This is a genomic window from Patiriisocius sp. Uisw_047 (assembly GCF_047730165.1).
Taxonomy (GTDB): Bacteria; Bacteroidota; Bacteroidia; order Flavobacteriales; family Flavobacteriaceae; genus Patiriisocius.
The window spans coordinates 712,663-725,507 of sequence record NZ_CP159834.1 but is presented as its reverse complement, the minus strand read 5'-3'; the positions used below and the strand labels follow the sequence as shown (position 1 = coordinate 725,507).

Sequence of the window (12,845 nt, the reverse complement as noted above, 5' to 3'; positions counted from 1 at the left end):
ATTTTTCTAGAGGCTTTTTTATTGTGTGAGAAGAAGTGAAGCAACTTTGGATTAAATCTATTTTTATATCTTTAAACCAAACATATCGCTTTGATTTAAGCAAACAAGAATAGATGAAGAATAAAAAAGTAAGTAAATTATGATATTAAAAGAGCTGAATGAACGGAACGACATTGCAGAAAATGCAAAACTGAATTCCGCTTATATGAATTTTAAAAAGCTGCTTACTGAGTTAAACATTAGAGCCTTGCCAGACGAGATTAATAGTTTTATTAATACGCAGGTTGATGCCGTAAATTTAATTTCAGATTCAGGAAAGGAATTTAAAAAACAGCTCTGTAAGAAACGAACTGCAATCGTGAAGCGCATAGAAAATGACTTAAAAATCGTCCCTAAAAATCATTATCGAAACACTTGGTTAATTTTAGGCATGACTATTTATGGCGTTCCTTTAGGTGTTGTATTTGGCGCCATAATGGGTAATATGGGCTTACTGGGAATAGGATTGCCAATAGGTATGGCTATCGGGATGGCGATAGGCTCAAAAATGGACAAAAAAGCAGTAGCAGAAGGTAGACAGCTGGACGTAGAATTTAAATAGGATTGATTAACGATTGGAGATTGTTATTTAAAAAATGGGGAACTAGAGAAGTATAAAACGCACCTTCAAAGTCTAGGATCGTAAATTGTAAAAGAGATGGAAAAAGAGTGCCCAGAATGTGGAAACCGTATTTTAGGTCGCGCAGATAAAAAATTCTGTAGCGACGCATGTCGCAATGCGTGCAATAACAATCTCAATAAAGATCAAAGTAACTTAGTTAGGAATATTAACAACAGACTACGAAAGAATCATAGAATCCTCACGAAGTTAAATGCGAAGGATAAAACCAAAACAAAGAAAGAGACGCTCCTTAAACACGGTTTTAGTTTTAAGTTCTTTACTGGACAATACATTACAAAAACAGGATCAACATACTATTATGTTTACGACCAAGGATATCTTGAATTAGATAATGACTGGTATTTGATCGTTAAAGTAGATATTCCGCTTTAACTTTTGTTGTGGAGGCTTTAAAACAAGTACATTTTTACTGCCAGGTCTGCCCCTTCATCTCAATCGCTGCTTTCAGCACATCTTTCTGGCTAATAATACCAACCAGCTTGCCATTTTCTAGAATAGGAAATCGCCTTCTTCGGGAAGATAGAAACTTGTCTGCAGCATCAAATACGTTCATATTTCCTTCTAGTGTTTCTACAGCAGTAGCCATATGATCTTTCACTTTTACATCTTGCATAGGATGATTGTGATAGCGACTATTGCTAATCTCTTTCATACAATCTCCTTCAGAAATAATCCCGAGTAGTTCATTTTTTTCATTCACTACGGGCCCTCCAGAGATCTTCTTTTTTATTAAAATATTCATCACATCCATCACAGATTGATCTGGTGAAAACGTGATAAGATTGCGACTCATGTAGTCTGAAACTTTAATTTTTGAAGCTCCACCTTTTGTTGGTTTTGCGCGCTTGCCTTGAAAACTTTTAATTGCCATATTCAGAGGATTTTATGCTATGGAAGATACGATTTATTTACAAATTATTAGATGTGTTTTAATTTAAGAAATTCCAAAACCGTAAAAAGTCGTACTTTTAAACACAAACTATCAATAATGAAAAGAATAGCCGGAATCATTTCTCTCCTACTAGTTTTAGGATGTATTTATTACAGTTTCTATAGTTTAATGCCCCGCTCTGGGGCTCCAGCAACCATTGCTGAAACAGCGTTCTCAGCAGAGAGAGCGCTTGTTCCTTTAAAAGAAATAACTAAGGCACCCCATTTTCATGGGAGTGAAGAACATACAAGAGTGCGGGAGTTTCTTATTTCAGAAATGAAACAATTAGGACTTGAAACGCACGTGCAAGAAGATTTTAACCTCAATCAAAGGTATCGCGCGCTTGTGCGACCTAAAAACATAGTAGGGGTGATCAAAGGAAGTGAACAAGGAAAATCTTTGGTACTACTCTCTCATTACGATAGCGCAAAAATGCCATCCTATGGGGCTAGTGATGCAGGAAGTGGTGTCGTCACTATTCTAGAAAGTTTGAGAGCTTATAAAGCATCTGGAAAAACACCAATAAATGATATCATTGTGCTCTTCACAGATTCAGAAGAAATAGGGCTAGATGGTGCAGAAAACTTTGTAGAAAGCAGCCCCTTGGCAGAAAATGTTGGACTCGTTCTTAACTTTGAAGCAAGAGGGAGTGGTGGTCCTAGCAACATGATTCTAGAGACCAATGGCGGGAATGCAAACTTGGTAAAAGCTTTTATCGCCGCAAATCCTGATTATCCTGTAGCATCTTCTTTAATGTATAGCATCTACAAGATGCTGCCTAACGATACAGACTCTACGGTGTTTAGAGAAGACGGCGATATAGATAGTTTCTTCTTTGCTTTTATTGATGATCATTTTGATTACCATACCTCAAATGATACCTATGAGAATCTAGACAGAGAAACATTGCAACATCAAGGAAGTTACTTGCTTCCTATGTTACATTACTTTGCAGATGCAGACCTTGGCGACCTAAAAGCAGAAACAGATAACGTGTATGTAAATGCACCAATAATAAAAATGATTACGTATCCATTTTCTTGGGTGACCCCTATGCTTGTTTTCGCGATTATCATCTTTATCGCGCTACTTTTCTTTGGTATTTATAAAGGACGCTTAAAGGCAAAAGATATTATGCGTGGTTTTGGCGCTTTTTTACTCTCCCTCATTATATGTGGTGTGATTGGTTATTTTAGCTGGATTATTTTAAAATCGATGTATCCTCAGTACAATGATATTCAGCAAGGCTTTACCTATAACGGGCATTGGTATATTGCCTTTTTCGTATTATTGAGTATTGGCATCTGTTTTAAAATTTATAAAAGATTTAAAGCCCAGTATCACGTTGCTAGTTTTTATGTAGCTCCACTTGTGTTCTGGTTACTCATTAATGTGGCGGTGGCGATTCTATTAAAAGGAGCAGCGTACTGGATCATCCCGATATTTTTTGGGCTCCTGTCTTTCTATATTCTTATTCGTCAAGAAAAACCAAATCTTCTTTTAATGACATTATTAGGAGTCCCTGCTTTATTTTTCTTTTCACCCTTGATTCAGTTTTTCCCTGTAGGGCTAGGTTTAAAAATGCTTGTTTTAACCAGCGTTTTTGTAGTCCTTACTTTTGGACTCCTGATTCCTGTATTTGGATTTTATAGATGGAAAAACTTTATTGCGGCAATCGCTTTTGTGTTGGCGATTGGTTGTTTTGTAATTGCCCATGCAAAAAGTGATTATACAGATTCGCGTAAAAAGCCTAACAGTTTATTGTACTATCAAGATCAGGATAGAAATGAGAGCTTTTGGGTGACCTATGACGACGAGATAGACGAGTGGACTCAAGGATATCTTGGAGATGCACCAGAAAAGGCCTCAAAATATATAGATAGTGCAGCAGGTAGTAAATATAACAACGGGTATTCTTTTGCAAAAGAGGCGCCGGCTAAAGACATTAAAGCCGCAACAATTAGAATAGAGGTAGATTCTGCAGCAACAAATAGCAGAGCTACTACTGTGACAATTTTGCCACAGCGCGACACCCACGAGTTGTTTGTATATCTAAATAAGGAGTTTCAATTTGAGACCTTAGAATTCAACGGTAAGAAGGTGAGTCAAGATACCTCCGTGAGTGATTTTAAAAACAGGCGAAGCAATCGTTTGTTGCGATATTATGTCGCTGATAACGACTCCTTAGAAATAAAGTATAGTACTATAAAAATGACGATGCCTAGCTTCACTGTGATGGAGTTTTCTTTTGATTTAATGACACATCCACAATTTAGTGTCAACACGAGACCCGCACATATGATGCCTATGCCTTTTGTAAATACAGATGCTGTTGTGACTAAAAGAACGTTTGATTTAGAACTTCTGAGCGTTCAAAAAAGAGATTCACTTTCTTCAACAATTTTAAATGAGTAAAACAATTGCAATTGCTGGCTTAGGCTGGTTAGGAATACCATTGGCGCGAAAGTTAATGATGCAGGGGTATCTTGTAAAAGGCTCGGTGACTTCTGTAAAAAAAGCAACCACGCTGCAGGCAAAAGGAATAGATGCCTATGCTGTTGATATCACAGAAGAAGGCGTGGAAGGAGCATCACAAGCTTTGCTAAAAAATGCTGCTATACTGATAATTATGATCCCACCGGGATTGCGGCGTAATTCGGGTTCAAACTATGTGCTTAAGATGTCTCACTTTTTACGAGAAGTAAAAGCAAATGATGTTCACGATGTAATTTTTATAAGCAGTACTTCTGTCTATGGTGATGCGCAAGGAGTGGTCACCGAGCGCGACTTACCAACTCCAGAAAATGATGCTGGACGGCAATTGTTTCAAACAGAGCAGCTATTTTTTAACGCTCCCGGATTGCGAACGAGTATCGTGCGTTTTGGTGGCTTGATGGGTGGCACGCGCCAACCTGTTAAGTATCTCGCGGGCAGAAAAGATTTAAGCGGCGGTAATGCGCCCGTAAATTTGATCCATCGGGACGATTGCATTGGGGTTATTTCTGAAATAATAAAACAAGAACATCTGGGCAAAATATTTAATGCCGTGCATCCATCTCATCCTTTGAAGAAAACGTATTACACTGCAAAAGCCGAAACGCTAGGATTAGAGCCACCTATCTTTTCTGAAGATACCGAAGTAAGCCATAAGCAAGTGGATTCTGTTAATGTGAAGCTGGTGTTGGGGTATACGTTTAAGAACGAGTTGTGATTAATGACAAAGCTAAAAAACAGGTGTTAATCGAGCGGTTAATCAATACGCTGCTCGGGACCTAAGATTCTAAATCTCCCGACGCTTCAGGATGTTATGACAAGATTCCTTTACTGAGAATAATCAATGTTTAAGTATTTCCAAAGTAAAAAACACACAATCAAAAACCATTCGACTATTCTTCTTCGTGATAATCCGGATAGAGATAGTTGTTATAAGGAAAACGTTTGCTGTGTAGTTCTCGGACCTTATCATAAACCATTTTCCTGAAATTTTCTAGATTTACTTTTTCGGTAGCAGAGATGAAGATCGCATCATTATTTTCTGTGTTCATCCACGTGCCTTTCCAGTCTTCTAAGGTGTAATGCGCTTTTGTTTTTTCTGTAATGAGATCGTCGTCATCTATAGTTTCTGGCTCATATGCATCAATCTTATTAAAGACCATTACGATGGGCTTATCTGCACTTTTAATTTCGGTAAGAATCGTATTTACAGCGTCTATATGATCTTCAAAAGACTCGTGAGAAATGTCTACCACGTGAAGTAATAAATCTGCTTCGCGCACCTCATCTAGCGTGCTTTTAAAAGACTCGACTAGTTGGGTAGGGAGTTTTCTAATAAATCCTACGGTATCTGTAAGTAAGAAAGGAAGATTGCCGATAACCACTTTGCGTACCGTGGTGTCCAGGGTTGCAAATAATTTGTTTTCTGCAAAGACGTCACTTTTACTAATCACGTTCATCAAAGTAGATTTTCCCACGTTTGTGTACCCCACAAGTGCCACACGTATAAGCGAACCTCGATTGCCTCGTTGGGTTGCCATCTGCTTATCTATGGCGAGCATTTTTTTCTTCAGTAAGGTAATACGATCTCGAACAATACGTCTATCTGTTTCTATTTCTGTCTCTCCAGGACCACGCATTCCTATACCTCCACGCTGGCGTTCCAGGTGAGTCCAGAGTCCTGTTAAGCGAGGCAATAAATATTGATATTGAGCTAATTCTACTTGCGTGCGTGCATAACTCGTCTGCGCGCGTTGTGCAAAAATATCTAGAATAAGGTAGGTGCGATCTATAATTTTACACTCCAGTATTTTTTCTATGTTGCGTTGTTGCCCTGGGCTTAACTCGTCATCAAAAATGGCAGTGGTTATGCTGTGTGCTTCTATGTATGCCTGTATTTCTTCCATCTTTCCCGTTCCTACAAAGGTCTTTGGGTTAGGAGAAGCCATTTTTTGAGTGAATCGTTTTCTAACTTCACCACCCGCAGTGTAGGCTAAGAATTCTAATTCGTCAAGGTATTCTTTAGATTTTTCTTCGTTTTGATCTTGAGTAACAACTCCAATCAAGATGGTTTTTTCGTATTCTATTTTCTTTTCGTCTAGCATAAGAGCAAAGATACAATAAGGGAATGGTTTGTTTTTTGTAGATTAGACCAATATACTAACACTATTGAAATTGAAATTGAAATCGAAATTGAAGATGAAAATGGACGTGTAGTGAAAAGTGGAGCAATGTCTCATTAGGTCTCTAAGTTTATCTAATGATTTTGTGAAATCAAAGCGTCTTATGAGCTCTATGGAGTAGTGATGATTTCATAAAATTTATTGTTTCACATTTCCGAAGAAAAAAAATGTACTAATATCGAATCCCTTTTTTATATCGTAAATAGAAAATCAAATATGAGTCGCTACACCATTGCATTTTACAACCTAGAAAACCTTTTTGATACGGTGAATGATCCTGAAAAGATGGATGAAGATTTCACACCCCAAAGTGACCGTAAATGGAATGAGGATAGACTTGCTGCAAAGGTGCGAAAGTTAGGGAGTGTAATCGCGCGTATAGGGGAACAAGACAATCCTAATTATCCGACACTTGTGGGCGTGGCTGAGGTCGAAAATGAGTTTGTGATGCAGCGATTAGTAGATTCTCCTCACTTAAAAGAGTTAGGGTATTCCTTTGCGCATTTTAATTCGCCAGACGAACGTGGCGTGGATACAGCTTTGATTTATAGGTCTTCATTTTTTAAGGTGCTAACGAGTGAAGCTATTTTTGTTCCAATCGTTACTCCAAAAGGACACCCAGATTTGACACGAGACATTTTACACGTTACGGGCGAGCTTGAAGGACAGCGCGTACATGTGTTAGTAAATCACTGGCCATCCAGAAGAGCGGGAGAAGATGAAACGGCGTATAGAAGAATGGAAGCCGCTAAGAAAAATAGAACCGTTATTGCTGCTATAAAAAGTACTGAACCAGCCGCACGTATTATTGTAATGGGTGACTTTAATGACGATCCGCATAGTGCAAGTATCGCCCATCTTATGGATACAGATTTTTATAATCCGATGCAACTGTTGCTCACACCTGATGAAGGAAGCGCAACGTATAGGGGCCAATGGAATTTATTTGATCAGATTTTAGTGTCTAATGACTTTATAAAGCCTTATGATAATCCATTTTCATTTGAGAAGGCAGCTATCTTTAATGAGAAATCTATCATTATTAATAAGGGTAAATACAAAGGCAATCCTTTTAGAACATATGCGGGGGATAAATATTTAGGTGGGGTCAGTGATCATTTTCCTGTCTATGCTATTTTTAAAATAGTATAAAAAATATGTTAAAGTCTGTTTTTAATCTTGATAGTGTGCTTTTAATCGAAAAAAATTAAAAATGTTAAATAAAAACCAAAATTTTGATTGGCGCTTTCCTACAAACAGGGTATCCTTGCTAAACACGTATGGATCTTCTTTTACTTATTTTGGTTTTATTTATTTTGCTTGTCTTTGTTGGCGGTATTAATATCATTATGTACAGAATAAAAGAAGCCCGTTTTCATGGTGTAAATAGCACCAAGGATAATAAGTTATATGCCTTCATCGCAAAATGGTTTTTGAAAGATTTTAGAGGATAGTCATTAAAAATTCCTTTACTCTCTTCTACCTTGTATTAGGTCCCTATCCAACATCAACTTTTTCTTTCTTCATGCGACAATCGCTGTTGTTTTCAAAAATTTCAATTTTGGAATATCTATGAAGATTCCTTCTTTGATATGAAATCAAATTTAAAATTAAACTTTAGTTATAAATCGGTGTTAAATTTTCAGAAATGACAATTAAGCTTTCATAATTCGAGTTCATAATTAACATTTATTTCACACTTTATCCTAATTTTCTCACTTTACAACTAGTTTGTCAAACTAATCGCTGTTAGTCCTAAAATTTCAATAATTTAGTGCTCTTAAAATATATATTAGGAATACCATCATGATAAAAAAATTACTCCTAGGCCTCACTTTTATTTTCTCTTCTTTACTAACTATCGCGCAAGCTCCTGCAAATGATCTTTGCGAGGATGCCATTGTCGTTAATTGCGGAGACGTTGTAACAGGCAATACAGATATGTCTACGAATGTTACTTCTCCAGAAGATGGCTGTGGTACTGCAAATGGTGCTGCGGGAAATTGGTACAGCTTAGCTGGAAATGGAGACATCATTGATCTTTCATTGTGCTCCTTGCCAGATTATGATACAAAAATAAGAGTGTACTCTGGTAATTGCTTTAGTTTAGCCTGTGTAGGAGGAAATGATGATTCTTGTGGATTACGATCTGAGTTTACGTTTGTTTCAGATGCGTCAACTAATTACCTTATATATGTATTTGGTTTTGGTGGAGGTACTGGAGATTATGAATTAACAATTACGTGTACTACACCACCACCACCACCAGTAAATGATGAGTGCTTGACGGCATTACCGCTCGTAGTAAATGCAGATGAAACGTGTACGCTATTAAACCAAACGCTAACCATAGGAGGAGCCACCGGTTCTAACGAAGCAAATCCTTGCCCAGGGACGGCTAATGATGATGTGTGGTATAGCTTTGTAGCAACTGCAGCATCTCAAATTATTGAAATTACAAATGTTCAAGGAGCACCAACAAATCTTGTGCATTCTTTGTATCAAGGTACTTGTGGAGCATTAGTGAACATCGCTTGTAGTGATCCAGATCAGAGTTTAGTGCAAAACCTCACAATAGGAGATACTTATTTTATGAGGATCTATAGTTTTGGAACAACACCGTTTGTGACAACAACTTTTGACTTGTGTATACGTCAATTACCACTACCGCCAATAAATGATGAGTGTGATGATGCTATAGTGGCTGGAGTAAATGCAGATGACACGTGTTTTATTACTACACCAGGTGCACTTGCCGGAGCAACAGATTCTAATCTTGTAAATCCTTGTCCTGGTATTGCAGATGATGACGTCTGGTTTGAGTTTGTAGCGATGTCTGAAGTACAGATAATAGAGTTATTAAACATAACAGGAAACCCAACAAATCTAGTACACGCCTTATATGAAGGTGATTGCAATACCTTAGTAAACATAGGTTGTAGTGATGCAGACCAAAGTTTTGCTCAAGGGTTAGTCGTAGGACAGACATATTATATTAGAGTATTTACTTTTGGGACAGATCCTGTGAATGATGTAACTTTTGATGTTTGTATCAGAAATGGATTAATTGATATAGTATGTGCTGCGGGTTCTTATAATGATACGTACTGCTATGGCGATGATAGTACGATCCAGAACATATTTCAAGGAGATACAGCTTTTCCATTACGCTTGATCATTAATTCAGGAGAGGTTGAGAATGGTTTTGATGAATTCATTGTTTTAGACTCAGATGGAGTGACTAATTTAAATCCTGATGATCCTTATGGTGATAACGGAGATTTAGCTGGTCTTGTATTTACTGCAAGTGGAAACTCAATTTCATTTCAAGTGCAAAGTGACAATATTTTCAGTTGTGAAAGTAGTGCGGGTATAGACCCAATAGATTACACGGTGATCTGTTTGGAGTGTACAGAACCGGTAGTAACCTATGAAGTAGTGGGTATGTGCGAACCTACACAATCTTTTAATGTAGAAGTAACCGTTACAGATGTAGGCTCTGGGGGTGGTGTGACAATTACAGATGACGTAGGTGGAGCACCTCAAGTGATAACCAATCCAGGAATTGTTGTAATGGGACCTTATGACCCAGCAGTTGATGTGGTGACTATAACAGTAAATCCGGGAGATCCTAATTGTACATTGATGAGTGAGCCTTTTGCATTTTTATGTATTGTAGATGGGTGTTATACCATTCTTGATGCAGGAGAAGACGTGTTTTTAAATTGTGAAATAGCGTGTGTGGACTTAATGGCAAACTTTATCGTAGAGCCTGGTTTGGATACTACAGAGTACCTTATTGATGGTCCCTTATGTGATGTGCCACCTTTAGAAGGAGGTACGCCTACAAATATAATTGTTGATGATACTTGGAGTCAAGTGATTGATTTACCTTTTGATTTTAATTACTATACTAATGATTATAGCCAGTTGGTGGTTGGCCCTAACGGTCAAATTTCTTTTAATACTGCCTTAGCTGGAGGCTTCAATGGATGGAATTCAGAACCAGAAGATCTATTGCCTGTTACTGATGGAAATTTCCCATTAAACACTATTTATGGTGCTTATCACGATTTACAGCCCGCTACGAATCCAGATCCCACTAGAATAAACTATTTTATTTCTGGAGTAGCGCCTTACCGAATTTTTGTACTTAACTTTAATGAAGTGCCCCATTTTGGGGGTGCTTGTGATGATACTTTCTTTACATCCCAGCAAATACTTTTATATGAATCAATAAATGTTATTGATGTAAACTTAATTAATAAGCCTTCTTGTCCAGCATGGAATGACGGTCTTGCGACACTCGGTTTGATGGGGAATGATCTTACAGAATTTAGTGTGCCAACGGATAGAAATACGGGTGTATGGGAAGCTGTTGATGAAACATGGCGTTTTGTTCCTAATGGAGCACAGAACACAGCGAGTTCATTTACTTGGACAGATCCTTCAGGTACCGTTATTGGAACAGATCCAATTATAACTGTTTGTCCAACATTCACAACGACGTATACGGCTACATTAACCGCAGAACTTCCGGATGGCACTTTAGAAATTAGAGAAGATGATGTCATTGTAGAGCGTGAAGTGGGTTGTATTACATATGACTGCACTGACACCCAGTTCTCAGAAGATTTTGGAGAAGGTACTGCGCCAGTAGATCACCCATTCCTTCCTGCTCCATATGTCTTTGATGGCGGTGGAACCTTAGACCCATTAGATTATTCAGTTCAAAATGGAACCAGCCCGATTAATACAGGTTGGCATCAAAACTTGGAGGATCATACTGAAGATGACACAGATGGAAATGCATTAATCATTAACGTAAGTGATTTACCTGCACAGGCAGAGTTTTATAGAAGAGAAATTGCTGTAGAGGCAAATACAGATTACTTTTTTGTGATATGGGTTACGACTATGTACGATACAGATGCTAATGTTTGTCCGGCTGATGGAGACCCAACAAACTTTATTTACAGATTTGAAGATACTGCGGGGCTTACCGTAAGTAGCTCTAGTACCGGAGATGTTCCTAATCAATCAGAATTTGAATGGAAAAGATTCTTCTTGGAATTTAACTCTGGAAACAACACGACACTAGAGTTGGTTTTAGAGAATATAGAGTTTGGTGGCTGCGGAAATGACTTTGCCATTGACGATATAGGTCTTTACTTTGAGGGAACTCCTCCAGAAATAGCTACGCCAGAAGATCTAATAGGATGTGATGATGATGAAGATGGCTTTGCAACATACGATCTTACTGCTCAAAATGAGGATATTTTAAACGGTCTAGATGCGGCAGATTTTAACATCACTTTTCATACGACAGATGCGGATGCAATGAATGATGAAAACGCTTTTGTAGATCCTACAATGTATACAAATACATCAGACCCTGAAGTTATCTGGGTACGTGTAGAGAGAGAAGATCAAGATTCTTGTTTTAGTATTACACAATTTAATATAGAAATAGGACCTAACCTTAATCTAGGAATCACCTTACCGGCTTTATTTGAGATTTGTTCTAACGAAGAGTTCCCAGCCATTGATGGGACGGTTACAAATGCTGCCATAGACCTTACCTTGGTGACTTACGAGTGGAAAGATGCTTCAGGTGCTGTAGTTTCAACAGATCCTATTTTCGTTCCAACGGCTGCGGGAGTATATACCTTAGAAGTATTCGCTCCGGTATGTGGAATAAATGTTTTCACTACAGAAGTAATTGTGTTTGACGCACCAGTATTAGATCTTGGGATGGACGAGTCATTCTGTGAAGGCGATGATGCTTTTGAGATTGTCCCTAACATCACAGGTGATACAACAGGAATTACGTACTTATGGAGTACAGGTGAAACTACACCTACAATAACAGTAGATAGTACTGGAGTATATACATTAACCATACTGGTGGATGTTTGTACCGTAGAAGCTACCGTTTCGGTAGCATTTTTAGCCAATCCAATAATAACGCTAGGAGCAGATTTTCAGACCTGTCCAGATATGGATACAACGCTAACAGCTGCGGTAGATGTAGAAGGAGATTTAGTATACGAATGGTTAGACCCTAACGGAGCTGTTATTGCTGACGAAAGTGGACCTTCTATTGTGATTCAGTTACCAGCAGGGACTATAGGGTCTGCTTTGTATACTGTAAATGTTCTCAACGGAAATTGTCTAGGTTCAGACACTATTGATATTTCATTGTACAATGTTGATAATTGTATTATTTCTGAAGGTATATCGCCTAACGGTGATGGAATGAATGATACCCTAGACTTACAATTCTTAGACGATAGATCTGGGATAGAGCTATTCCAAGTATTTAATAGACTAGGAACAGCGATCTATCAAAATATTGACTATGTCAATGAATGGGGTGGGCAAACCAATGATGGTGAAGCACTGCCTACAGGAACATACTTCTATGTGATTCAGTTAGAAAATGATGATGCTGTTTACGGAAGAGAAGTAAGTGGTTGGGTATATGTAAATAGAGAAGATTAATTTTATTATGAGAATTTCTTGGGTGTTTATCCTGTAAACTCAGCCTTTAATC

Annotated in this window: 8 protein-coding genes; 6 read left to right on the top strand and 2 right to left on the bottom strand. The window is 38.0% G+C overall.

Going from position 1 to position 12,845, the window contains the following annotated elements:
• The first annotated feature begins 139 nt into the window (after nucleotides 1–139).
• Nucleotides 140–601 carry a hypothetical protein gene (locus tag ABXT71_RS03265; protein WP_415372418.1) on the top strand — a complete coding sequence of 154 codons (462 nt, stop codon included), beginning with the start codon at nucleotides 140–142 and terminating at the stop codon, nucleotides 599–601.
• Nucleotides 602–697: 96 nt separating this feature from the next.
• Complete coding sequence (locus ABXT71_RS03260; RefSeq protein ID WP_415372417.1) at nucleotides 698–1,054, top strand: hypothetical protein; 357 nt, start codon at nucleotides 698–700, stop codon at nucleotides 1,052–1,054.
• 34 nt (nucleotides 1,055–1,088) lie between these two features.
• Here ABXT71_RS03260 and ABXT71_RS03255 read toward each other — a convergent pair whose 3' ends face one another.
• Complete coding sequence (locus ABXT71_RS03255; protein WP_415372416.1) at nucleotides 1,089–1,553, bottom strand: CBS domain-containing protein; 465 nt, start codon at nucleotides 1,551–1,553, stop codon at nucleotides 1,089–1,091.
• 117 nt (nucleotides 1,554–1,670) lie between these two features.
• Here ABXT71_RS03255 and ABXT71_RS03250 point away from each other — a divergent pair, with 117 nt between their 5' ends.
• Both ABXT71_RS03250 and ABXT71_RS03245 read left to right on the top strand, forming a co-directional pair.
• A complete protein-coding gene (locus ABXT71_RS03250) occupies nucleotides 1,671–4,028 on the top strand; it encodes a M20/M25/M40 family metallo-hydrolase (RefSeq protein WP_415372415.1) in 2,358 nt (785 codons plus the stop codon).
• The gene (locus ABXT71_RS03245) at nucleotides 4,021–4,824 is read left to right on the top strand and encodes an SDR family NAD(P)-dependent oxidoreductase (protein WP_415372414.1); all 804 of its coding nucleotides are present in this window, start codon (nucleotides 4,021–4,023) and stop codon (nucleotides 4,822–4,824) included. Before ABXT71_RS03250 ends, ABXT71_RS03245 begins: the two co-directional genes overlap by 8 nt.
• A 175-nt stretch (nucleotides 4,825–4,999) precedes the next feature.
• Here ABXT71_RS03245 and hflX read toward each other — a convergent pair whose 3' ends face one another.
• A complete protein-coding gene (gene hflX, locus ABXT71_RS03240; RefSeq protein ID WP_415372413.1) occupies nucleotides 5,000–6,211 on the bottom strand; it encodes a GTPase HflX in 1,212 nt (403 codons plus the stop codon).
• 294 nt (nucleotides 6,212–6,505) lie between these two features.
• On the opposite strand from hflX, the gene ABXT71_RS03235 reads away from it, so the two are divergent.
• A complete protein-coding gene (locus ABXT71_RS03235; RefSeq protein WP_415372412.1) occupies nucleotides 6,506–7,441 on the top strand; it encodes an endonuclease/exonuclease/phosphatase family protein in 936 nt (311 codons plus the stop codon).
• Nucleotides 7,442–8,095: 654 nt separating this feature from the next.
• Nucleotides 8,096–12,793 (top strand): gliding motility-associated C-terminal domain-containing protein, encoded by a 4,698-nt coding sequence (locus ABXT71_RS03230; protein ID WP_415372411.1) that lies wholly within the window; start codon nucleotides 8,096–8,098, stop codon nucleotides 12,791–12,793.
• The last annotated feature ends 52 nt before the right edge of the window (nucleotides 12,794–12,845 follow it).